We start from the raw sequence: 22,658 nt of genomic DNA on the forward strand, positions 1-22,658 counted from the left end.
GGAAGAGCCCCGCTCCGTGGTCGGCGGGGCTCTTCGTAGATCGTCTCGGTACGCCTCACACCCCGTGGCAGTCCCGGTAAGCCCGCCCCGAGCCGCACCAGCAGGCCGCGGTCCGCGCCGGAGGCCATGGCACCGCTCGGCCGCGGGCCGCGAGTGTCGTCGCGTACTGGGGGAGGAGGTCCGGGTCGGACGGGGACGCGGCTTCGGAGGCGGCGAAGGCCTCGTACGAGGGGACCGTGCCGGTGACGATGCCCAGGTTCGGGGTGCCCGCGGAGTGGAGGTCGCGGAGGGCGGCTTCCAGGTCGGCGAGGTGTTCGGCGTGGGAGGGGTACTCCGCGCGCAGGGTGGGGTAGCCGGCGAGGAGTTCGCTCAGTTCGGTCTCCGGCCAGTGCAGGACCGCCACCGGGAACGGGCGGGACAGAGCGGTGCGGTAGGTGCCCAGTTCGGCGCGGAGACGGGTGATCTCGGCCTGGAGTTCGCCCGGGTCGGACGAGCCGAGCGACCACAGCCGCTTCGGGTCGTGGAGTTCGTCCAGCGGGACCGTGGCGGTGTGGAGCGTGTCGGTCAGTTCGTCCCAGGAGTCGTGGTCGACGCCCATCAGGCGGCGTACCCGGTGGCGGCCGATCAGCAGCGACTGGGTGGCGTACGGGACTTCCTCGCCCGGGGCCAGGAGCAGGGTCAGCGCGGTCGAGAGGAAGTCGTGGGCCGACTCCAGCTCGTCGTGCGATTCCAGGGTCTCGGCTGCGATCTGCCAGGGGGCGGGTTCGAGGGGCCCCGCCGCGCGGATGCCCTCGATGATGGCGCGGGCCTCGGCCTCGTGGCCGTACTCCCAGAGGTTCGATGCCTTGAGGGCCTTGATCAGGTACGGCTCGGCGGCGTCCGCGGCGAGGAGCTCGTCGTAGAGAGGAGTGGCGCGAGTGCGCTCGCCGGCGAGCTCCAGATGGGCGGCGGCCCGGAGGAGCAGCGGTTCCCGGTCGTCGGGGTACTGCGCCGCCGTGCGCAGCAGGCGCTCGGCTTCGGCAATGTGGTCAGCAGGCGTGTCGGGGCGCATGCATCACACCGTACTGCTGTACGGCTCCTGCACGGAGGGTTGTTCCGCCCCTGGAGAGTTACAGGTCCTGCCCTTATCGTGCGGGCCGTGAGGCAGCGGATACCGGTCATGGTGCAGCGGAACCCGCGCGGGCGGCGCCTCGCCGCGCGCGGGCTGTGGTCGAGCGCGGAGGTGGTCGTGACCCTCGGTGTGGTGCTGCTGCTTCTCGTCGTCCATCAGCTGTGGTGGACCAACAGGCAGGCCAGGGCCGATGCCCGGCACAAGGTGCGGTCCCTGGAGCAGGAGTGGGGGCGGGCGGGGAGCGGAGACGCCGGTGTTCCGTCCACCCCGCCGGACGAGGGGGCGGATACGGCCGCGGATACGGACACGAGTGCGGCGGGGGAGGGCGAGGGTGCGCCGGCGGGTGGTGCGCGTACGGCAGCGGCTGCCGCGCCCCGCTGGGATCAGGCCTACGCCGTCATCCGCATCCCGCGCCTCGGGCTGACCGCCCCCGTCGCCCAGGGCATCAGCAGGAGCGGCGTCCTCGACAAGGGATACGTCGGGCACTACCCGCGCACCGCGCAGCCCGGTGGCGCCGGGAACTTCGCGCTCGCCGGGCACCGCAATACGCATGGTGAACCGTTCCGCTACATCAATCGGCTGCGGCGCGGCGACCGGATCACCGTCGAGACCCGGGAGCGCGTGTACACGTACGTCGTCGACAAGACGCTGGCGCAGACCGCCGCCCGGGACAGCGGGGTCGTCGCCGCCGTGCCGCGCAGCAATCTGAAGCCCGCATTCGGGTACAGCGAGCCCGGTTCCTACGTGACGCTGACCACGTGCACGCCTGAATTCACCTCCCGTTACCGGCTTGTCGTCTGGGGGAAGCTGGCGGGCGTGCGGGGGCGGTAGGAGGCGTCGCTAAGCTTTCCCGACGTGCTCAGACGACGTCCGCAGTTGTTGTGGTTGCTGGTTCCCTACGTGCTGTACCTGGGGGCGCTGCCGTTCGTGAACCGGGTCCGTCCCGTCGTGCTCGGACTGCCGTTCCTCTTCGTGTGGCTGCTCGGGGCGACCCTGCTGACACCCGTGGCGGTCTGGCTGACCCGGCGGGGGGACCGCCGGTGAACGCCGCAGTCGCAACCTCCGTCTTCGGGGCTTTCATGGTGGCCACCGTCGCGCTCGGGCTCCTCGCCGTGCGAGGGCGCGGGAACAGGGGCCGTGACGGGCTTGCCGAGTGGTCCGTCGGCGGGCGCAGCCTCGGGACCGTCTTCATCTGGGTGCTGATGGCCGGTGAGGGCTACACCAGCTTCAGCTATCTCGGCGCCGCGGGATGGGGCTACAACTACGGGGCCCCCGTGCTCTATGTCGTGGCGTACATGTCCTGCGGCTACGCCGTCGGGTATGTCGTCGGACCGATGCTCTGGGCGTACGCGCGCAAGCACGGGCTCGTCGGGATCACCGACATGGTCGCGCACCGCTTCGGGCGGCCCTGGCTCGGCGCCCTCGTCGCCGTCCTCGCGACCGTGTTCCTGCTGCCGTACATCCAGCTGCAGATCACCGGCATGGGCGTCGTCGTCTCCACCATCTCGTACGGCGCCATCAGCCTGAACTGGGCGTACTTCATAGCCTTCGCCGTCACCACGGGTTTCGTCGTGGTCAGCGGACTGCGCGGCAGCGCCTGGGTGTCCGTGCTCAAGGACGTGCTGGTGATCGCCACTCTCGGGTTTCTCGCCTTCTACGTCCCCATGCACTACTTCGACGGGTACGGACCCTTCCTGGACCGGCTCGTCACGGAGAGGAGCGAGTGGCTGACCTTCCCCGGGCACGGCGGGAGCGGGCTCGGGCAGGCGTGGTTCGTCACCACCTCGTTCCTCAACTCCCTCACCGTGGTGATCTTCCCGACCACCGTCGCCGGCTACCTCGGCGCGAAGAACGCCGACGTCCTGCGTCGCAACGCGATGTGGCTGCCCGCCTACAACGTGCTGCTGTTCGTCCCGATGCTGCTCGGCATGGCCGCCCTCTTCGTCGTGCCGGGGCTCGTCGGCGCCGAGTCCAACCTCGCGCTCTTCGAGCTCGTCGTGGACTCGCTGCCCGCCTGGGCCGTCGGCGTCATCGGGGTGGCGGCCGCGCTGTCGTCGATCGTGCCCATGGCCGTCTTCATGCTCGTCATCGGCACGATGTGGGGGCGCAGCGTGCTCTCGCTCGTGCCGCGCTGGCGGCAGCGGCAGAAGGGTGCCGCGCAGACCGTGGTCGTGGCGGCGGGCGTCATCGCGCTCGTGCTGACGTACACCGCGCCGAACACGCTGGTGCGGCTCTCCCTCATCTCGTACGAGGGGATGGCACAGCTGCTCCCCATGGTGCTGCTGGGGCTGATGTGGCGGCGGCTGACGCTGCTCGGTGCGATGGCCGGGCTGGTCGTGGGCGTAGGGGTGGTGTGCGGGTTCGTGTTCACCGAGAACGATCCGGTGTGGGGCGTGAACGCGGGCATCGTCGCCCTCGGCGCCAACCTCGCCGTCGCGCTCGCGGTGACCTACGCGGGCCCGCGCGAGCACGACGACCGGCCGGACGGTGACGTCCTCGCGCGGGACGAGCCGGTGGAGACACAGGGGACCGCGGAGAGCCGGGAGCCGGAGCTCTCGGGGGTGGGCGTCAGCGAGGCGAGCGACGCTCCCGCAGGAGCATGACGCCGACCGTCGCCACCAGAGCCATCGCGACCGAGCAGCACCGCCCCGTCCGCACCCGACCCCGACGACGCGACCGCGATCCGGTCAGTCGCGCCCTGTTCGCCCCGCGTCGGCTGCTTCAGCCCCTGGAGGCCGCCCCCGTCTGACGCCGGCCACCCGCCACGGCGCCATCGTGTATAACGGCTGGAGGGCCGAATGGACGAGCCCACCGGGCCGAGCGGAGGAGGGATCGATGAGCGGCAGCATCAGCAACCGTCTGCGCGCCGGTGTCGCCCGCCTGCCCCGCCCCGTCGGAATCCTGCTCTTCCTGCTCACCGAGGTCCTTCTCGCCGAGGGCGGCAGCTTCTCAGCCGCGGTCGCGCTCGCCGCCACCGCCGCCGCCGGTTCCGCGCTTGTCGCCTGCTCGGTCATCAGCGCCCGCTGCGCCGCCCCGGTGCCCCGCACCCAGGTCCGTACCGCCATGCGTGACCGCGAGAAGCGCACCGCGTTCCTGTCGCAGCGCGATCCCGACGCCAAGGGGCGCAGGCGGCCCCGAGCCCCCGGCCGTGCCCTCCTGACGGCCGCGTAGGGACTTCGCCCACCTTCTTGCCTGTGTACGTACGCATACGTGCGCCCGGGCGCACCCTCACGCGGGTCGTCATGCCGAGCCAGAACTTCTCTCCCGGCACGACGAGACCCCCGGAGGGCTCACCCCATGTCCGTCTTCATGTCGGCTTTCGCCGGCCTGGTCGGCTCTTTCGCCGACCTTCTCCAGCCGCTCTTCCAGGGCGCCGCCACCGCCGCTGCGATCGTCCTCTTCACGGCGCTGGTGCGCCTCGCCGTGCACCCCCTGTCGCGGGCCGCGGCACGGGGTCAGAAGGCGCGGACCAAACTCCAGCCGCAGATCGCCGAATTGCGTAAGAAGCACGGCAAGAATCCCGAGCGCATGCAGAAGGCGCTCATGGAACTGCACAAGGAGGAGAAGGTCTCGCCGCTGTCCGGCTGCCTGCCCAGCCTCCTCCAGATGCCGGCCTTCTTCCTGCTCTACCACCTCTTCTCCAGCCAGAAGATCGGCGGCGACCCCAACGCGCTGCTCGGCCACGAGCTCTTCGGCGCCCCGCTCGGCGAGCGCTGGCACAACGCGCTCGCGAACGGCGGGCTGCTCGGCGCCCAGAGCGTCGTCTATCTCGGCCTCTTCGCGATCGTCGCCACCGTCGCCACGTTCAACTACCGGCGTACGAAGCGTCAGCTCGCCGCAGCCCCGGCCACCCCTGCCACCGGGCCCGACGGGCAGCCGATGCCCGGCATGGGCGCGATGACGAAGCTGATGCCGCTGATGTCCTTCTTCACGCTCGTCTCGGTCGCGTACGTGCCGCTCGCCGCCGCGCTCTACATCGTCACCAGCACCACCTGGACCGCGGTCGAGCGGACCGTCCTCTACCGCGACATGCCGGCCGCAGGTGCCGCCATGGCCGCCGCGGCGTAAGGGTCGTGGCCGCTGCGGCGCAGTCGCCACGGCGGGTACACCGGTCCAGTGTGTGAACAGGGTCTTGCGGAGTGATCCGATGTCTTGGAGGATCGGCCAAGCCTGCGATGGCCGCCACCCATCCGACGGGCCCGATCTCGACCAAGGGGAGACAGACGTTGAAGCTGCTTCGCGTGGGTACGGCAGGTGCGGAACGACCGGCTCTGCTGGACCAGGACGGAACGCTGCGTGACCTGTCGGGAATCGTCACCGACATCGACAGCGACCTGCTCGCCGACGAGTCCGCGCTGGCCCGCGTACGGGCCGCCGCGGCAGCGCCCGGCGAGCTGCCCGTGCTCGATGCCGACGGGCTCCGGGTGGGGCCGCCGCTCGCCCGGATCGGCAAGATCGTGTGCATCGGGCTGAACTACCACGACCACGCCACCGAGACTGGTGCGGCGATTCCGACCGAGCCGATCCTGTTCTTCAAGGCGCCGGACACCGTCGTCGGACCCGAGGACACCGTGCTGGTGCCGCGCGGCAGCCGAAAGACCGACTGGGAGGTCGAGCTCGCCGTCGTCATCGGCCGCACCGCCCGGTACCTGGACTCCGCCGAGGAAGCCCTCGGGCATGTCGCCGGTTACGCGGTCGCGCACGACGTCTCCGAGCGCGAGTTCCAGATCGAGCGGGGCGGCACCTGGGACAAGGGCAAGAACTGCGAGACGTTCAACCCGCTGGGGCCGTGGCTGGTCACGGCGGACGAGGTACCCGACCCGCAGGCGCTCGCGCTGAAGCTGTGGGTCAACGGCGAGCTGAAGCAGGACGGCACGACCGCCGACCAGATCTTCCCGGTGGGCGAGGTCGTCCGCTACCTCAGCCAGTTCATGACGCTGTACCCGGGCGATGTCATCAACACCGGTACGCCGGCCGGGGTGGCCATGGGGCAGCCGGAGCCCAAGCCGTACCTCAAGGCGGGCGATGTCGTCGAGCTGGAGGTCGAGGGGCTGGGACGGCAGCGGCAGGAGCTCAAGGACGCGTAGCCGCGTAGCCGGCAAAGAGCCGTCCCGCGGACGGCCAAAGATCGGAGGGGTGGGCGCTGCTGGTGCAGCGGCCCACCCCTCCGATGCGTCATCCGGCGATCGTGGTGGCGAACTGTTCCAGCGCCTCGACGACCAGCGCGTGGTCGTCCGCCTGGGGGAGACCCGAGACCGTGACCGAGCCGATCACGCCCGCTCCCTCGACCGCGATCGGGAACGAACCGCCATGTGCGGCGTACACGTCCGGGTCCAGTCGCGAGGAGTCCTCGAACGTCGTCCCCTTCGCCCGGAATCGGGTCCCGACCAGGTACGAGCTCTCGCCGTACCGCTCGACCACTCTGCGCTTGCGGTCGATCCAGGCGTCGTTGTCCGCGCTCGAACCGGGCAGCGCGGCGTGGAACAGCTGCTGGGCGCCGCGCCGGATGTCGATCGCGACCGGCGCGTGCCGCCTCCGGGCCATGGAGACGAGCAGGCCGCCGAGGGCGTACGCGTCGTCGTAGCCGAAATGCGGCAGAGTCAGTCGGCGCTCCTGCGCGATGAGCTCGGAGATGGTCGGAGCGGTGGGGTTCATGCGGTCTGCTCCTCGGAAGCGGTGGGCAGGGTCACGGTGACGCCTTCGCGGGCCGAGCGGCGGGCGGCCTCGAGGACGTCCAGGGCCGCGGCGGCCTGCAGGGCCGTCACCGGATTGTCGCCCTTGCCGCGCACCGCGTCGGCGACCGCCGCGTAGTACGCCGGGTAGTCGCCCGGCAGGGTACGGACCGGGACGCCGGCACCGGTCAGCGGCGACTCGCCCGCACCGATCCGGCCCCACAGTGCCTCGGGCTCCTCGCCCCAGCCGGGAGCCGCGGCGGACGGGCGGTGGCCCTCGCGCAGGTCGGCCTCCTGCGGGTCCAGCCCGTACTTCACGTAACCGGCCTTCGAGCCGAGCACCCGGAAGCGTGGGCCGAGCTGCGCGGTCGTGGCGCTGACGTACAGATGCGAGCGGACCCCGTTGGCGTGGGTGATCGCCAGGAACGTGTCGTCGTCGGTGGCGGCGCCGGGGCGGCGCGCGTCGGACTCCGCGTACACCTGGACGGCCGGGCCGAACAGCACGAGCGCCTGGTCGACGACATGGCTGCCCAGGTCGTACAGCAGTCCGCCGATCTCCTGCGGATCGCCCGACTCGCGCCAGCCGCCCTTCAGCTGCGGGCGCCACCGCTCGAAACGGGACTCGAAGCGCTGTACGTCGCCGAGCTCGCCGTCCTCGATCAGCCGGGCGAGCGTCAGGAAGTCGTTGTCCCAGCGGCGGTTCTGGAAGACCGAGAGCAGCAGGCCGCGCTCCTCGGCCAGCGCGGCGAGCGCGCGCGCCTCGGCGGCCGTGCCGGCGATCGGCTTGTCCACGACGACCGGCAGACCGGCGTCGAGCGCGGCGGTCGCGATCGGGACGTGGGTCTTGTTGGGGGAGGCGATCACGATCAGGTCGAGCGCGTCCAGGCCGCCCGCGCGGGCCCACAGCTCGTCGGGCGAAGCGGCGAACGAGACGTCGGGGAACTCGGCGCGGGCCTGGGCCCGCCGCTCCTCGTTCGACGTGACGACCGTGTCGAGGACGAGGCCCTCGGTCGCGGCGATCAGCGGGGCGTGGAAGACGGAGCCCGCCAGGCCGTAGCCGACGAGTCCGACGCGGAGGGGGGTCTCGTGCGCGTGCGTCTGCCGCTGCGTCTCGGGAGTCGTGATGCCAGTCATGCAATCCACTTAAGCAACGCTGTTGCCAAAGTGCAAGCGAGAGGGACAATGGAGCCGTGAACAGGAGTAATGCCGGGGCGAACCTGCCGACACTGCGCAGCCACAACGCGGCGCTCGTGCTGGACCTGCTGCGTGTCGCGGGCGAGCGCGGGATCAGCCGTCTGGAGCTGGCGGAGCGGACGGGGCTCACGCCGCAGGCCGTCAGCAAGATCACTGCCCGGCTGCGGGCGGAGGGCCTGGCTACGGAGGCGGGCCACCGCGCGTCCACGGGCGGCAAGCCGCGAACGGTGCTGCGGCTGGTCCCGGACGCGGGGCACGCGGTGGGACTGCACCTGGACCGCGACGAGCTGACGGTGGTCCTGGTCGACCTGGCCGGGACGGTCGTCGCGAACCGCAGGACACCGCTGGACTTCGGCGCACCGGCGGGAGAGGTCGTCGCGGTGGCCGCGGGCGAGGTCGCGGCGGTGCTGGGCGGACAGGCGGGGGCGGCCGCCGAGGCGGAATCCCCCCAGCCGCACCCCTTCCCGGAACCGGGGGCAGGCACCCCGGCCCCCGCGGCGTCGACCCTCGACGACGGGGGCGCGGGCGGGACCACTCGCGTGGGGGGTGCGCGGACCGTCCTGGGGATCGGGGTGGCCGTACCCGGGCCGTTGGACCATCGCGGCGGCGTGCTCCACCGTGTCACCGGATTTCCGCAGTGGGACGGCTATCCGCTCCAGGAGGCGCTTGCCGCCCGTACCGGGTTGCCCGTCGTCGTCGACAAGGACACCAACGCCGCCGCCCTCGGGCTCGCTCTACGGGCAGACGGTCCGGGCGACTTCGCATATCTGCATCTCGGGACCGGGCTCGGCGCCGGGCTGTTTCTCGGCGGAGCGTTGCACCGCGGTGCCCGGACCGGAGCCGGGGAGTTCGGGCATCAGACCGTGTCGCTGGACGGGCCGCCGTGCAGCTGCGGCGGGCGCGGCTGCATCGAGGCGCTCTGTCTCGCGGCCGTCGCCGACGGCGATGTCGCGGAGGCCGCGCGCGTGCTCGGGACCGGTGCCGCCAACCTCGTCGGACTGCTCGACATCGACCGGGTGGTGCTGGGAGGCCGTACCGTCGGCGCGGATCCGGATGCGTACGTACGAGGGGTCCGCGCCGTGATCGAAGAGCGGGCACGGCGTGACGGCACCGGTGCGGCGGTGCCGCTCGTCACCACCGCCGGTGCGGGCCGGCCGGTCGCCGAGGGGGCCGCGCAGCTGGTCCTCGCCCCGTTGTTCGGCCGTGTCGGCAGCGGCGGTGGCGCCTGAGGGCTGTCCCTTAATCCCTGGTGGATCGGCGCGCGGCGTCGGATGCGGCGCATCGCAAGGCGGAGGGGCGTCCTCATACCGGTCGTATGCGGGCGTTCCGACAACGCAGCGAGGTGCCGTAGCCGTCGTCGTGCGCTTGCCAGGGATGACGGGACAGCCCTCAGGGCCTCTCGTTCGGATCATGCCGGGCTCGCGGGGTCTGATCCGAACGAAAGACCCGCGCGCCGTCGGAGCGGTAGGGGTGTGGGCCGGTCGAGGGGTCGAGGGCGGCCGACCGGGTGTCCCTTCGGCATGTCGACGCCCGGCGGGTCGCGCGCGCGTGACAGCGTCACCGGCTACAGCCGGTGAACTCCGGACACGGGGCGATCCGGCCGTTCGCAAGCAGCGAAGGGTGTCCCCCATGTCCCCCCAACCGCCCCCGGAACCGACCCCCGAACCGTCGCAGGAGCCGTCCCCGCTCCTGCCGTCCGCACCGCTTCCTCCCGCCGCACGGCCACGCCATGGTCTCGCCCTCGGACTGGCCGCGGCGAGCGTGGTCCCCGCCGTCGTCCTCGGCGGCCCGTCAGCCGCCGCCACCCCGGTCCCGGCGCTCTCCGTCACCGCCGACCAGCAGTCCACCTGCGGCACACCGGCGGCGGGCGACTTCCCGATCACGACCCGGATCCACGGCGGCCCGGAGAGGTATGCCTCCGGCGGCGGTTACGGCACCTGGTTCCTGGATCTGACCAATACGACCTCCGAGTCCTGCCGGTCCATCCACCCGGTCCTGGTCCTCACCGACGAGGACCGGAAACTGACCTCCGACCAGATCCAGCTGGAGTTCTCCGATCAGTCCCAACCCGATGTCGAGCACCGGGTTGCCTGGGAGACGACCGACCGCGACGAGCACATCGGTGTCTTCGGTGGTGACGGCGCCGACGACTTCGACGGCTTCACGGTCCCTGCGGGCCGCACCGTCACCGTCGAGGTCCGGATGGCGTTCACCTCCGACACCGGCCCCGGCCGGATCACCGTCAACGCCGCGATCGTCCAGCGGCAGCGCGGCGCGAGCGCCGACAGCAACAAGGCGCAGCCGAAGGACGACGGGGACTGGGTCGGTGAGTCCGACGACTATGTCTTCAGCGTCGTCGAGGACAGTGGCGACGACGGCACCGACGAGTACGGCGGCAGGGACGAGTACGGCGGCAGTGACGATTTCGGCGGCACCGACGAGTACGGCGGCAGTGACGAGTACGGCGGCACCGACGAGTACGGCGGCACCGACGATTTCGGCGGGCCCGGTGATGTGGGAGGCGTCGGCGATGTGACGGGGAGCGGGGACCCCGGCCGGGACACCGCTCGCGACGGAACCGGAACCGGCCCCCGGGACGACACCACCGGAGCGGTCGGCGACACCGGTGACACCGCTGCCATCGGTGGCGTCGACGGCGGAGGCGTCGGTGATACGCCGGCCTCCGGGCGCGTCCCGGACTCCGGACGGGCCCCGCAGGACAGTCCCGAGCTCGCCATGACCGGCCAGAGGTCGACCGTCCCCTGGCTCTCGCTCCTCACCGCCGGGTCCCTGCTGCTCAGTGGGGCCGCCGTCCTCGCATGGTCCCGGCGGCTGCGCCACGCCCGTCGTTGACCTGCGACGCCGCACCGTTCACCGGTGTTCATGTCCGTCTGCCACCATCGGGACGTGGACTACCTGCTCGACCAGGCACCTGGCGCACCGATCCGCTCCGGCATTCCGGAGCACGGCCGTATCCCCAAGTACTACGCCGTGAAGGCCCATGTCTCGCTTCTCATCGAGGAGTTGGGCGAGGGCGGCATGCTGCCCACCGAGCGTGACCTCGCCGTCCGCTACGAAGTCTCACGCGAGACCGTGCGTCAGGCGCTGCGTGAACTCCTGCTGGAGGGCCGCCTCGCCCGTCAGGGCCGTGGCACCGTCGTCGCGGGCCCCAAGCTGGAGCAGCCGCTCTCCCTCGCCAGCTATACGGAGGGTGTGCGCCGCCAGGGGCGGACCCCGGGCCGCCACCTCATCGGTCTGGAAAAGTTCCCCTGCCCCGCCGCCCTCGCCGCCGAGACCGGCGTCGCGCAGGGCGAACCGGTATGGCACCTGGAGCGTGTCCTGCTCGCCGACGACGACCGGGTCGGCCTGGAGAGCACCTATGTCTCCGTCGCCCGAGTACCGGATCTGGACACCGAGTTCGACCCCGACTCCTCCTTCTACGCCTACCTCCACGAGCGGCTCGGCATCTCGTTCGGCGATGCGGACGAGCGGATCGAGACGGTGCTCGCCACCCCGCGCGAGGCGCTGCTGATCGGTACGCCGCCCGCGCTGCCCATGCTGCTGCTCCACCGGATCTCGCGTGACGCGAGCGGACAGCCACTGGAGCGCGTACGCACCCTCTTCCGCGGCGACCGGTTCTCCTTCACCGCTCACCTGGGCGCGCGGGCCTGACACCGCGGATCGGCAACCAACGCGTATTGATAACGGCAATGTAACGGGTCTAGGCCAAGTTTGAGGCCCGGTTCATCCTCCCGTTGCCGCACCGACCCGATCGGGCCACCCGCCCCGAGGAGCGTTGCCGCCGTGAGAGTCATCGTCGTAGGAGCCGGCGTGGTGGGAACCATGCACGCCTGGCACGCAGTGAACCGCGGCCACGAGGTCGTACAGATCGAGCGCGAGAGCGAGGCACGCGGAGCATCGCTCCGCAATTTCGGACAGATCTGGGTCAGTGGCCGGGCCGGTGGCGAAGAGCTGGAGACCGCCCTTCGTGCCCGCGAGTTGTGGGAGGGCATCGGGGAGCAGGTCCCCGGCCTGGGCTTCCGGCCCTGCGGTTCACTGACCCCGCTCCGCACCGAGTTGGAGATCGCCGTCGCCGAGGCCGCCGTGGCCCGCCCCGACGCTGCGGCCCGCGGCTACAAGCTGCTCACGGCCGACGAGGCCCGCGCCGTCAACCCCGCGCTCCGCGGCGACTTCGACGCCGCGCTGTGGTGCGAGCGGGACGCCGCCGTCGAGCCGCGCACCGCCCAACTGGCACTGAAGCAGCAGCTGTTGTCGTCGGGCCGGTACACCTTCCTCGGCGGCCGTGAGGTCCGCGAGGTGGTCGGTGCGGCCTCCGTGCGCGACGACCACGGTGACGTGCACACCGGCGACGCCGTCGTCCTGTGCACCGGAGCCTGGCTCGGCGGCCTCGTCCGCGAGCTGGCCGGCCCCGATCTGCCGGTGCGCCGCGTCCGCCTCCAGATGATGCAGACCGACCCGCTCGGCGAAACGCTCACCACCTCCGTCGCCGACGCCGACAGCTTCCGCTACTACCCGGCGTACCGGAGCGAGGCGCTCGACGCCCTCAACGCCGGGCAGGCGCAGGCGCCGACCGCAGCCGAGCACAAGATGCAGCTGCTGATGGTCCAGCGCCGCGACGGCGGACTGACCATCGGCGACACCCACGAGTACGAGCACCCGTTCCCCTTCGACGTCGTCGAGGACCCCTACGAGCACCTCACCCGGGTCGTCGAATCCTTCCTCGGCCGCCCGCTGCCGAGGATCAGGCACCGCTGGGCCGGGGTCTACGCCCAGTGCACCGACACCAGTCGCGTCGTCCACCGCCAGCAGGTGCGGGACGGCATCTGGCTGGTCACCGGGCCGGGCGGCCGCGGTATGACCTGCTCGCCCGCCATCGCCGAAACGACCGCCGACGAACTGGGCTGGTGAAGAAGTTGAGCAACGCGCAGCAGAACGACCAAAGAAACGACCGGATGAACGAGCAGAGGAACAGGCTGAATCTGATCGTCCTCGACATGGCCGGGACCACCGTCGCCGACGGCGGCCTCGTCGAGCAGGCCTTCGGCGCCGCCGCACAGCGCCTCGGCGTGGAGCCCGGCTCCGCCGACCACGCGGAGAAGCTCGACTACGTGCGCGCCACCATGGGCGAGTCCAAGATCTCGGTCTTCCGCCACCTCTTCGGCGACGAGGACCGGGCCCAGCAGGCCAACCTCGCGTTCGAGGAGGCGTACGGGGAACTCGTCGCCGACGGCCGTATCGCGCCGGTGCCCGGCGCCCGCGAAGCCATCGAGCGGCTCACGGCAGAGGGCCGGACCGTCGTCCTCTCCACCGGCTTCGCCCGCACCACCCAGGACGCGATCCTCGCCGCGCTCGGCTGGCAGGACCTGGTCGCGCTCACCCTCTGCCCCGCCGACGCGGGCGGCCGCGGCCGCCCCTACCCCGACATGGTCCTCGCCGCGTTCCTGCGCACCGGAGCGGTGGACGGCGTCCAGCAGATCGTGGTCGCGGGGGACACCTCGTACGACATGCTCAGCGGCGTACGCTCCGGGGCCGGGATCGTCGCCGGGGTGCTGACCGGCGCACACGACAAGGACCAGCTGGAACGCAACGGGGCCACGCACGTGCTGGGTTCGGTCGCCGAGCTGCCGGACCTCATCGCCCGGGCGGAAGCATGACCGGCGCATCCGCACCCGCGGCAGCAGGCCGGACCGCGCAGCGCGGCGGGATCCGGTTCGACGGGGTCAGCGTCGCGTACGGCAGGAACACCGTCCTCGACCGGCTCGACCTGACCGTCGAACCCGGCGAGGTCATGGCACTGCTCGGGCCCTCCGGATCCGGCAAGACCACCGCCCTGCGCGCCGTCGCCGGCTTCGTCCGGCCCGCCTCCGGGCGGGTCTGGCTCGGCGACCGCGACGTCACCGCACTGCCGCCGCACAAGCGCGGCATCGGCATGGTCGTCCAGCAGTACGCGCTGTTCCCGCACATGCGGGTCCAGGACAACGTCGCCTTCGGCCTCAAGGCCCGCAAGGTCGCGAAGGCCGAGATCCCCGCACGGGTCGCCGACGCCCTCGAACTCGTCGGCATGGCCGCGTACGCCAAGCGCTACCCGCGCGAGCTGTCCGGCGGTCAGCAGCAGCGCGTCGCCATCGCCCGCGCACTCGCCGTCCGCCCCGGAGTGCTGCTGCTCGACGAACCGCTCTCCGCGCTCGACGCCCGGCTGCGCTCCGGGATGCTCGCCGAACTGGCCCGCCTGCACCGGGAGTTGCCGGACGTCTCCATCCTCTACGTCACCCATGACCAGGTCGAGGCGCTGACCCTCGCCGACCGGATCGCGGTCATGGACAAGGCGCGGCTGCAGGACTGCGGCACCCCGCAGGAGCTGTACCGCCGCCCGCGTACGGAGTTCACCGCTTCGTTCGTCGGCAACGCCAACCTGCTGCCGGTCACCGTCGCCAGGACCGCCGGCACCGTGGAGTTCGCCGGGCGCAGCCTCGACGTACCGACCGGCGAGGCGGCCGGCGGCGTCACCGCCACCCTCTGCGTCCGGCCCCACCTGGTCGGACTCGGAGACGGGCCCAACGCGCTGACCGGCGCCCTCGCCGAGGTCCAGTGGCGCGGCTCCACACATCGCCTGTACGTCGACGTCGAAGGCCACCGGATCAAGGCCGACCTTCGCGAACTGCGCGACACCCCTGCGCTCGGTGACCAGGTAACCCTGCACTTCGCGGCCGAGGACGCGGTGCTACTGCCCGCGGGGGCAACGGGGGTGAACGATGGATAGCACCGAGGTCCGCCCCAAGCCTGCTGATCCCGCGCCGGTCTCGGCGCCCACCGATCCCCGGCCTCTCGATCCCGCTCGACCAGGGGAGACCCCGGTCGCCCCTGCGGAACGGATGCCCACCAAGGTGCGCACCGCCCGGTTCCTGTGGGTGGTGCCGCCTGTTGCCGTCCTTGCCCTTGTCTTCCTCTACCCGCTGGTCCTCGTCGTCCAGCAGTCCGTCAGCCCGGACGAGGGCGGCACCTCGCTCGCCCCGTACAGCGACGTCCTCGCTTCCGCGTCGTTCCGCTCGGCGCTTACCACCACCGTCTGGCTCGCCGTCGGCTCGACCGCCGGCTGCCTGGTGCTGGGCCTGGTCCTCGCCCTGGTGATCGCCTTCGTGCCGTTCCCCGGCGGCAAGGCGGTCGCCAGATTCATCGACGTCTTCCTCTCCTTCCCGTCCTTCCTGATCACCCTCGCCCTGCTGTTCATCTACGGCACCGTGGGCATGGCCAACGGCGTCTGGACGGACGTCACCGGCGCGGCGGACGGACCCTTCCACTTCCTCACCACGCCGTGGGGTGTCCTCCTCGCGGAGATCACCTACTTCACCCCGTTCGTGATGCGGCCACTGCTCGCCGCGTTCTCGCAGCTCGACACCGCGCAGCTGGAGGTCGCCTCCTCCCTGGGTGCGAAGCCCGCCCGGATCGTGCGGCAGGTGATTCTCCCCGAGGCGCTGCCGGCGCTCGCCGCAGGCGGCTCCCTCGTCCTCGTGATGTGCCTCAACGAGTTCGGGATCGTGCTGTTCACCGGGGCGAAAGGGGTCACGACCCTGCCGATGCTCGTCTACAGCAAGGCGATCCTGGAGTCCGACTACCCGGCCGCCTGTGCCGTCGCCGTCGTCAACATCGCGATCTCCGTGGGTCTCTACAGCCTGTATCGGATGGTGAGCCGCCGTGTTGGTGCATAGCCGTACCGGGAAGTGGGCCACCTGGGCCGTCTTCCTCCTGCTCTTCGTCCCACTGTTCGCGCTCCCCCTGCTGGTGATCGTCGCCGCGTCGTTCACCACCAACTGGTCCGGCGCCTTCCCCTCGGGCCCGACCACTGAGCACTACCGGGCCGCCACCAGCGGCGACTCCCTCCAGGCCCTCACCACCAGCCTGATCACCGCCGTCGCCGCCAGCCTGCTCGCCCTCACCGTCGGCTCCTGGGCCGCGCTCGCCGCCGCCACACTGCGGCGGCGGGGCAAGAGGTTCCTGGACGGGCTGTTCATGCTGCCGGTCGCCGTACCGTCGGTCGTCGTCGGCCTCGCCGTGCTCGTCGCGTTCAGCAAGCCGCCGATGCTGCTCAACGGCACGCGCTGGATCGTGATCCTGGCGCACACCATTCTTGTCACGGCGTTCGCCTACCAGTCGGTCTCGGCCGCGACACTACGTCTCGACCCGATGTACGAGCAGGCGGCGGCCAGTCTCGGCGCCCGCCCCTCCTACGTCCTGTGGCGGATCAAGCTGCCGCTCCTGCTGCCCTCCCTCACGGCGGCCGCAGGGCTCTGCTTCGCCCTGTCCATGGGCGAGTTGAGCGCCACGATGATGCTCTACCCGCCCGACTGGACACCGCTCCCGGTGCAGATCTTCGCGGCCACCGACCGTGGCTCGCTCTTCACCGGCGCCGCCGTGGCCGTGGTCCTCATGGGCACGACGCTGCTGGTCCTGCTCGCGGTCTCCCGCATCCGCACCAAAGCCTCGTACCGCTGACCCCCCGTACCGAACACACTTCCAGGAGATACGACTCCCATGCGCAAGAGCCACCTCAAGCCGCTGGCCGCCGTCACCGGCGCGCTCGCCCTCGCCGCCACCCTCTCCGCCTGCGGCGGTTCCTCCGCCGCCTCCGACGAGAAGATCGTCACCGTCTACAGCGCGGACGGGCTCAAGGGCGAGAACGGCGACGGCTGGTACGACAAGGTCTTCAAGGACTTCGAGAAGAAGACCGGCATCAAGGTCGAGTACGTGGAGGGCGGCTCCGGCGAGATGGTGCAGCGCGCCCTCCGCGAGAAGTCCAACACCCAGGCCGATGTGCTGGTCACCCTCCCGCCGTTCATCCAGCAGGCCGACTCCAAGGGCCTCCTGGAGGCCTACGAGCCGGCCGGCTCCGACCAGGTCGACGGCGCCGACAAGGCGTCCGACTCCAAGTGGACCTCGGTCGTCAACAACTACTTCGGCTTCGTCTACAACAAGAAGGAACTGAAGACCGCGCCCACCACCTGGGACGAGCTCACCGACGGGAAGTACAAGGAGAAGATCCAGTACTCCACCCCCGGAGTCGCCGGTGACGGCACGGCCGTACTCATCAAGGCCATGCACGACTTCGGCGGCAAGGAGCCGGCGATGGAGTACCTGAAGAAGCTCCAGGCCAACAACGTCGGGCCGTCCGCCTCCACCGGCAAGCTCGCCCCCAAGGTCGACAAGGGCGAACTGCTCGTCGCCAACGGCGACGTCCAGATGAACTTCGCGCAGTCGAAGGACATGCCGAACCTCGGCATCTGGTTCCCGGCGAAGGCCGGCGCCAAGCCCACCACCTTCGCCCTGCCCTACGCGGCCGGACTGGTCAGCAAGGCCCCGCACAGCGCCAACGGCAAGAAGCTGCTCGACTTCATGCTCTCCGAGCAGGCCCAGAAGGACGTCAGCGAGGTCGGCGGCGGCTTCTCCGCCCGCAAGGACGTCGAGGCCACCGACGCGAACGCCATCGCGCTCAGCAAGCTGATGAACGGGGTGGAGATCTTCGAGCCGGACTGGTCGGAGATTGGCGCCAACCTGGACGGTTACGTGGACGCCTGGAAGACGGCCACCGGAAGCTGACTGCGGGGCACGGGCCCACCTTGCTCCGCCGTCCGGCACTCCGCCCAGCGGCGGAGTGCCGGACAGCCACTCAGACGAGGTCGACGAGGTCCGCGATCGAGTCCACAACCTTGGTCGGCCGGTACGGGTAGCGCTCGATCTCGTCCCGGTTCGTCAGCCCGGTGAGAACCAGGAACGTTTCCATCCCGGCCTCCAGCCCGGCCAACACGTCCGTGTCCATCCGGTCGCCGATCATCGCGGCGGTCTCGGAGTGGGCACCCAACGTGTTCAGCGCACTGCGCATCATGAGCGGGTTGGGCTTGCCGACGAAGTACGGCTCCTTGCCGGTGGCCTTCGTGATCAACGCAGCGACGGAACCGGTGGCGGGCAACGCCCCCTCGGGTGAGGGCCCGGTGTTGTCGGGGTTGGTGGCGATGAAGCGGGCGCCGTTGTTTATCAACCGGATGGCCTTCGTCAGCGCCTCGAACGAATAAGTCCGCGTCTCACCCAAGATCACGAAATCGGGTTCGGTGTCAGTGAGCACGTACCCGGCTTCATGCAGGGCGGTGGTCAGCCCCGCCTCACCGATGACGTAGGCAGTGCCGCCGGGGTGCTGGTTGTCCAAGAACTTGGCGGTGGCCAGGGCCGAGGTCCAGATGTTCTCGACCGGCACTTCGAGGCCGATGCGGTTGAGCCGCATGTGCAGGTCTCGGGCTGTGTAGATCGAGTTGTTCGTCAGAACGAGGAACGGCTTGCCGGAATCACGGAGCTTCTTGATGAAGGCGTCCGCGCCGGGGATCGGCACGCCTTCGTGCATCAGGACCCCGTCCATGTCGGTGAGCCACGATTCGATGGGCTTGTGATCTGTCATGGGTGGGGCTCCTGCCGTACGAGGACTCACGGGATGACCATGCTATTCACTCCTCGCATTCAGAACCTGAACGTCTCGCAGCCCGGACCGGACGCCGGGGGAAACGCGGCCTTTTGGTCCCTGGCATCCCTTACGCGCCGGTAAGCGGCTATCCGTCCGAAGATCACCTACAGCGCGGGTTCGGGTATACGGAGTCACCCGTTCGGCCTCGCAGGGGAACCTCTTCCAGGAGGCCGGCTCGATCAAGAAGACCGACGACCCCCGCCGACATCGACCGCTACCGCTTCCGGCCGTCCACGGTAGTCGACTCCATCGCCGACCTCGTCGACCTCATCGACGTGGGTCGAGCCCGGCCGAGCCCGGCACGGGCGCGTGCGGGCAGAGGTTCCTGCGAGCCGCTCCCCGCACTCCCTCGGAGCAGCCGCGTCGCCCCAGCGGATGCGAAAACCCGCCGGACGCGTGAACCTGCCTTTAGGAGGTTCACGATGCGTTCCATACCCCTCACGTTCTGTGGAGTCGTAGTGGTTGCGGTGACACTGATGCCCGCTTCCGTCGCACTGGCCGACTCCGGCTCCGGCCAGGAAAAGGAAACACAGACCCGCGCCACCCTCTCGGTCGACCCGGCCTCCATCGCCCCCGGGGGTGAGGTGGATCTGCAGGTCGACGGCTGCAACGGCAAGAAGGCCAAAGGGATCTCCGATGCCTTCGACTCCGACGCCGGCTTCTCGGCCGCCGACGAGAGCGGCCTCTCCGCCACCGCCAAGATCCGCTCGGACGCCGCGGCCGGCGACTACGACATCTGGGTGACGTGTGACGACGACAAGGACACCCGGGTGTCCGGCACCGTCACCGTCGTCGCCCGTGAGGGCGCGGCCCCGATCGCCCCGGTCCGCGCCGGGGGCGGCGGCACTGCGACGCTCCTTGCCGGCGAGGCGGCCCAGCAGGACGGCCCCGGCATCGCACACACCGTGACCGGGTTGGTCCTGGCCGCCGTCGCGTCCGTCGCCGTCGCCTTCCGCAGCTCCCGCCGGCGCCACCCGTCCACGGACTGAACGAGATGTCCGCCTCGGACCGCCCCGCAGGCACCGGCCGGCTGCTCACCGGCGTGGCCTGGGCTGTCGTGTTGCTGGGCCTGTGGCTCTGGGGCCGCGGCATCACCGACGGCTCCGGCGCCAGTTCCGCCCCGACCACCGGCGATGTCGCCGCGGTCGGCCGCCCGCTCGGCGTACCCCTACCCGCGGCGCACGCCCCGATCAAGGGTGCGGCGCCCGAACGGGTCGAGATCCCCTCGATCGGCATCAAGGCCCCCGTCGTTTCCCGCGGCCTCGACGCGGCAGGAGCGATCGACCCGCCGTCCTTCGCGACACCGCACACGGTCGGCTGGTACGGCAGCGGCACCCGGCCCGGCGCGGCGGGCGCCGCGCTCTTCGTCGGCCATGTCGACACCGAGACCAAACCGGCCGTCTTCTACGGGCTCAGCGCGGCCCGCCCCGGCGCCAAGATCCGGGTGGTCCGCACGGACGGCACGGTCGCCGAATTCACCATCGACGACGTCCAGGTCTTCACCCGGGACCGCTTCAACGCCCGCAAGGCGTACGGTCCCCGCAAGGACGGCCGGGCGGAGCTGAGGCTGATCACCTGCGGCGGTACGTTCGACCGGGCGTCGCACGAGTACAACGCCAATGTGGTCGTCTCCGCCTATCTGACCGGCGAGAAGAAGAGCGCGGCCAAGGCGGCCGAGGCCGTGGACAGGTCCGCCAAGTCCATCAAATCGGACGACTCGGCGTAGGCCGGCAGGGCAGAAGAGGGATACCTGGCCCGGCCGGCCGCCCGTTCTCCCCCCGGGGCGCCGGCCGGGCCGGTCCTCGACCGCGGTGCGCGGGCTGCGGGAGAAGCCCGGCGCCGACACGGGAGGGCAAGGGGGCGTGTGGGCCACTCCTGAACACTCTAGGCCGGTGAACGGCCATGGCCCAGTCGGTTTTTGACGGTGCGTCCAGAACCGGTCACTGTCCGTCGTCCGTGAAGCCCTCGCGCGTACGGGCAAGCCGGACGCCTGTGCCGGAAGGGGGGCGAAGGCCGTGGCCGGGACCAGTGCGTGACAGGGTCCGTCCATGCGGTCGGTCCTCGCCGACGGTCGGCGCGTCCGGGGTGTACGCCGAGCGCCGGTTCCGGCCGGCGCGCGGGTTGCGGGCGCAGTGCATCTCGAAGCCGAGTGTCATGTCCTTGGCGATCGAGTCGTACAGGCCGCCGGCCTGCTGGAGGTCCGATATCCGCACGGCGTTGCTGATGCCGACGAACATCGGTGCGTCGTAGCGGTCGCCCTAGTCATTGTCGCAAGGGTCAAACGGGCTATTAACCGGCTATATGTGCGATTTGGATGACTCTTGCGAAGGGGTGTGGGGAGGTGTAGGGCTGTGCGTGCACGAACAAGGCCCCCTCACGTTCGGTGAGGGGGCCTTGATTCCGCGTGCGCCGCCAGGGACTCGAACCCCGGACCCGCTGATTAAGAGTCAGCTGCTCTAACCAACTGAGCTAGCGGCGCCTGCTGACCTGGAGAACTCTACCTGACCTCCGGGGGTGCTTCTGACCATTTCCTGTCGATCACGGCCTGTCGGATGGTCGTTTTTTCACTTCTATCCGTCAAAATGCAATATGTCAGGTGAGTTGCAGCGCTGACGCCTGTGCAGGTGCGCCCAAAAAATCTTGAGAGTGCAGAGGGGATTCGCATGGCTGTGCCGGCCTTCGAGGAGTACGCGCCCGCCGTCGACTGCACCTGCGCCGGGTGTGCCGCGCAGCGCCGCGCTGCCGCCAAGGCCCTGCCGAGGCGGTACGGAGGACACCCTGCTGCGCATGGGGCGCGGCGCGCGCTGGTCATGGTCACGGCGGCCGGCGCGGTGCTCGGCACCGGTGGGGCAGAGGCGGCGGGCGCGGCGACCGGGCACGCCGCCGAAGGCGCCGGAACCGCAGGGTCCGTCGGGTCTGCCCGGGCGGACCCTGCGCCGATCCCAGCCGACCCAAGTGACCCGGGTGATCCAAGTGGCCCGGGCGATCCGGAGCCGGGCGACCTGGCTGACCTGGGCGATCCGGCCGACCCGGCCGACCCGGCCGATTCGGCTGACTCGGCCGATTCGGATGCGGACGACTCGGAATCTGGCAGTCCGCAGGGTGCTCCCGGCCCACTGCAGGGGCGTGGGGCCCCGGGGCCGCCATCGTCCACGGGCTCGGCACCGCAGACGCCGAAGACCACACGGACGGACATCATCAACCGGGCGAAGAAGTGGGTCAGCGAGCAGGTCCCGTACAGCATGGCGAAGTACTGGTCCGACGGTTACCGGCAGGACTGCTCCGGCTATGTGTCGATGGCCTGGAAGCTGAAGGGCAACGAGTGGACCGGCAGCCTCGCCAAATTCGGGACCAAGATCGCGCGTGAGCAACTGCGGCCCGGCGACATCCTGCTCTTCCACAACAAGGCCAACCCGACGATGGGCTCGCACGTCACGATCTTCGGCGGCTGGACCGACTACACGCACAGCCATTACTCGGCGTACGAGCAGACGCCCTCGCACACGCGTAAGCGGACGACGCCCATGGCGTACTGGACCCACTCCGGCAGCTACATCCCGTACCGCTACAAGGGGCTGCCCATCGATACCGGTAGCAGCAGTTCGAAGGCGATGCCGGCGTTCCCGGGTGCCGCGGAGTTCGGTCCCGGCGCCAGCAGCACGTACGTCACCCGGCTCGGCCGCATGCTCGTGGACCGCGGTGGCAAGCGCTTCTACAAGGTGGGTCCGGGACCGGACTGGCGTGCTGCGGACCGGCGCGCGACCCGGACGTTCCAGAAGGCCCAGGGCTGGTCGGGCAAGGAAGCCGACGGGATTCCCGGCCCGGACACCTGGCGCCTGCTGGTGAGCGGGACGGGCCGGGGCATCCCCGCGAGCGGCAGCGGGGACAGGGGCGGTTCGACCGCGGCTCCCGCGTTCCCGGGCCGGGACCAATTCCGGCCGGGTCGGTCCAACAGCCATGTCGACAAGCTCGGCAGACAGTTGGTGAGGAAGGGATACGGCAAGCACTACGCAAAGGGCCCCGGCCCCCGATGGGCCGAGGAGGACCGACGCAATGTCGAGGCCTTCCAGCGGGCCCAGGGCTGGCGGGGCGCAGAGGCCGACGGCTACCCCGGCCCAGAGACCTGGCAACGACTTTTCGCGTGACAGAACGGACA

General features: G+C 70.7%; 23 protein-coding genes, 1 tRNA gene and 1 pseudogene. 19 read left to right on the plus strand and 6 right to left on the minus strand.

Annotated features, from left to right (window positions below; translation table 11 throughout):
* Positions 1–55 precede the first annotated feature (55 nt).
* On the minus strand, positions 56–1,051 hold the full coding sequence (locus ACFYP5_RS24330; RefSeq protein WP_389039632.1) for an SEC-C domain-containing protein: 996 nt from the start codon (positions 1,049–1,051) through the stop codon (positions 56–58).
* Between the two features lie 108 nt (positions 1,052–1,159).
* Here ACFYP5_RS24330 and ACFYP5_RS24335 point away from each other — a divergent pair, with 108 nt between their 5' ends.
* The 7 genes from ACFYP5_RS24335 to ACFYP5_RS24365 all read left to right on the plus strand — a co-directional run bounded on the left by ACFYP5_RS24335 (position 1,160) and on the right by ACFYP5_RS24365 (position 6,198).
* Complete coding sequence (locus ACFYP5_RS24335; RefSeq protein WP_389039882.1) at positions 1,160–1,942, plus strand: class E sortase; 783 nt, start codon at positions 1,160–1,162, stop codon at positions 1,940–1,942.
* A 54-nt stretch (positions 1,943–1,996) separates the two neighbouring features.
* Positions 1,997–2,155, plus strand: a complete 159-nt coding sequence (locus ACFYP5_RS24340) for a DUF3311 domain-containing protein (protein WP_078852680.1) — start codon at positions 1,997–1,999, stop codon at positions 2,153–2,155.
* Positions 2,152–3,714: a sodium:solute symporter gene (locus ACFYP5_RS24345; RefSeq protein WP_389039635.1), complete on the plus strand. Its 1,563-nt coding sequence runs from the start codon at positions 2,152–2,154 to the stop codon at positions 3,712–3,714. The genes ACFYP5_RS24340 and ACFYP5_RS24345 overlap by 4 nt, the downstream gene beginning before the upstream one ends.
* Positions 3,711–3,860 (plus strand): hypothetical protein, encoded by a 150-nt coding sequence (locus tag ACFYP5_RS24350; protein ID WP_389039637.1) that lies wholly within the window; start codon positions 3,711–3,713, stop codon positions 3,858–3,860. The genes ACFYP5_RS24345 and ACFYP5_RS24350 overlap by 4 nt, the downstream gene beginning before the upstream one ends.
* 86 nt (positions 3,861–3,946) lie before the next feature.
* Entirely contained in the window at positions 3,947–4,282 is a 336-nt protein-coding gene (locus tag ACFYP5_RS24355; protein WP_389039639.1) for a DUF6412 domain-containing protein, read from the plus strand.
* A gap of 126 nt (positions 4,283–4,408) precedes the next feature.
* The gene (locus ACFYP5_RS24360; RefSeq protein WP_389039643.1) at positions 4,409–5,179 is read left to right on the plus strand and encodes a YidC/Oxa1 family membrane protein insertase; all 771 of its coding nucleotides are present in this window, start codon (positions 4,409–4,411) and stop codon (positions 5,177–5,179) included.
* Positions 5,180–5,337: 158 nt separating this feature from the next.
* Positions 5,338–6,198 (plus strand): fumarylacetoacetate hydrolase family protein, encoded by an 861-nt coding sequence (locus tag ACFYP5_RS24365; RefSeq protein ID WP_389039646.1) that lies wholly within the window; start codon positions 5,338–5,340, stop codon positions 6,196–6,198.
* An 88-nt stretch (positions 6,199–6,286) separates the two neighbouring features.
* On the opposite strand, the gene ACFYP5_RS24370 is transcribed toward ACFYP5_RS24365, so the two are convergent.
* Positions 6,287–6,766 (minus strand): heme-degrading domain-containing protein, encoded by a 480-nt coding sequence (locus ACFYP5_RS24370; RefSeq protein WP_389039649.1) that lies wholly within the window; start codon positions 6,764–6,766, stop codon positions 6,287–6,289.
* Positions 6,763–7,917 carry a Gfo/Idh/MocA family oxidoreductase gene (locus ACFYP5_RS24375; RefSeq protein ID WP_389039651.1) on the minus strand — a complete coding sequence of 385 codons (1,155 nt, stop codon included), beginning with the start codon at positions 7,915–7,917 and terminating at the stop codon, positions 6,763–6,765. Before ACFYP5_RS24375 ends, ACFYP5_RS24370 begins: the two co-directional genes overlap by 4 nt.
* Positions 7,918–7,973: 56 nt before the next feature.
* On the opposite strand from ACFYP5_RS24375, the gene ACFYP5_RS24380 reads away from it, so the two are divergent.
* From ACFYP5_RS24380 to ACFYP5_RS24420, 9 genes are all read left to right on the plus strand, one after another.
* Complete coding sequence (locus tag ACFYP5_RS24380; protein WP_389039654.1) at positions 7,974–9,206, plus strand: ROK family protein; 1,233 nt, start codon at positions 7,974–7,976, stop codon at positions 9,204–9,206.
* A gap of 400 nt (positions 9,207–9,606) precedes the next feature.
* Positions 9,607–10,830, plus strand: a complete 1,224-nt coding sequence (locus tag ACFYP5_RS24385) for a hypothetical protein (protein WP_389039657.1) — start codon at positions 9,607–9,609, stop codon at positions 10,828–10,830.
* Between the two features lie 54 nt (positions 10,831–10,884).
* The gene (locus ACFYP5_RS24390) at positions 10,885–11,649 is read left to right on the plus strand and encodes a GntR family transcriptional regulator (protein WP_389039660.1); all 765 of its coding nucleotides are present in this window, start codon (positions 10,885–10,887) and stop codon (positions 11,647–11,649) included.
* Positions 11,650–11,781: 132 nt separating this feature from the next.
* On the plus strand, positions 11,782–12,906 hold the full coding sequence (locus tag ACFYP5_RS24395; RefSeq protein WP_389039663.1) for a TIGR03364 family FAD-dependent oxidoreductase: 1,125 nt from the start codon (positions 11,782–11,784) through the stop codon (positions 12,904–12,906).
* A gap of 44 nt (positions 12,907–12,950) precedes the next feature.
* Positions 12,951–13,652: a phosphonatase-like hydrolase gene (locus ACFYP5_RS24400; RefSeq protein ID WP_389039666.1), complete on the plus strand. Its 702-nt coding sequence runs from the start codon at positions 12,951–12,953 to the stop codon at positions 13,650–13,652.
* Positions 13,649–14,758, plus strand: a complete 1,110-nt coding sequence (locus tag ACFYP5_RS24405; protein ID WP_389039669.1) for an ABC transporter ATP-binding protein — start codon at positions 13,649–13,651, stop codon at positions 14,756–14,758. The genes ACFYP5_RS24400 and ACFYP5_RS24405 overlap by 4 nt, the downstream gene beginning before the upstream one ends.
* A gap of 112 nt (positions 14,759–14,870) precedes the next feature.
* Positions 14,871–15,704: a 2-aminoethylphosphonate ABC transporter permease subunit gene (locus ACFYP5_RS24410; RefSeq protein WP_389039672.1), complete on the plus strand. Its 834-nt coding sequence runs from the start codon at positions 14,871–14,873 to the stop codon at positions 15,702–15,704.
* The gene (locus ACFYP5_RS24415) at positions 15,691–16,488 is read left to right on the plus strand and encodes an ABC transporter permease (protein WP_389039675.1); all 798 of its coding nucleotides are present in this window, start codon (positions 15,691–15,693) and stop codon (positions 16,486–16,488) included. Before ACFYP5_RS24410 ends, ACFYP5_RS24415 begins: the two co-directional genes overlap by 14 nt.
* Positions 16,489–16,527: 39 nt before the next feature.
* Positions 16,528–17,589: a 2-aminoethylphosphonate ABC transporter substrate-binding protein gene (locus ACFYP5_RS24420; RefSeq protein WP_389039678.1), complete on the plus strand. Its 1,062-nt coding sequence runs from the start codon at positions 16,528–16,530 to the stop codon at positions 17,587–17,589.
* 70 nt (positions 17,590–17,659) lie between these two features.
* Here ACFYP5_RS24420 and ACFYP5_RS24425 read toward each other — a convergent pair whose 3' ends face one another.
* The gene (locus tag ACFYP5_RS24425; RefSeq protein WP_356711526.1) at positions 17,660–18,439 is read right to left on the minus strand and encodes an HAD-IIA family hydrolase; all 780 of its coding nucleotides are present in this window, start codon (positions 18,437–18,439) and stop codon (positions 17,660–17,662) included.
* A 485-nt stretch (positions 18,440–18,924) separates the two neighbouring features.
* On the opposite strand from ACFYP5_RS24425, the gene ACFYP5_RS24430 reads away from it, so the two are divergent.
* Both ACFYP5_RS24430 and ACFYP5_RS24435 read left to right on the plus strand, forming a co-directional pair.
* Positions 18,925–19,491, plus strand: a complete 567-nt coding sequence (locus ACFYP5_RS24430) for a hypothetical protein (RefSeq protein WP_389039681.1) — start codon at positions 18,925–18,927, stop codon at positions 19,489–19,491.
* Between the two features lie 5 nt (positions 19,492–19,496).
* Complete coding sequence (locus tag ACFYP5_RS24435) at positions 19,497–20,228, plus strand: class F sortase (protein ID WP_389039684.1); 732 nt, start codon at positions 19,497–19,499, stop codon at positions 20,226–20,228.
* A 293-nt stretch (positions 20,229–20,521) separates the two neighbouring features.
* Here the strand turns inward: ACFYP5_RS24435 and ACFYP5_RS24440 are convergent.
* Positions 20,522–20,760 (minus strand): annotated as a pseudogene (locus tag ACFYP5_RS24440) (glycosyl transferase); the annotation flags it as partial.
* Positions 20,761–20,907: 147 nt separating this feature from the next.
* A tRNA-Lys gene (locus ACFYP5_RS24445) sits at positions 20,908–20,981 on the minus strand.
* Between the two features lie 184 nt (positions 20,982–21,165).
* Between ACFYP5_RS24445 and ACFYP5_RS24450 the strand changes: the two genes are divergently transcribed.
* The gene (locus tag ACFYP5_RS24450) at positions 21,166–22,647 is read left to right on the plus strand and encodes a peptidoglycan-binding protein (RefSeq protein ID WP_389039687.1); all 1,482 of its coding nucleotides are present in this window, start codon (positions 21,166–21,168) and stop codon (positions 22,645–22,647) included.
* Positions 22,648–22,658 lie beyond the last annotated feature (11 nt).

Source organism: Streptomyces sp. NPDC005262, assembly GCF_042872425.1.
Taxonomy (GTDB): domain Bacteria; phylum Actinomycetota; class Actinomycetes; order Streptomycetales; family Streptomycetaceae; genus Streptomyces.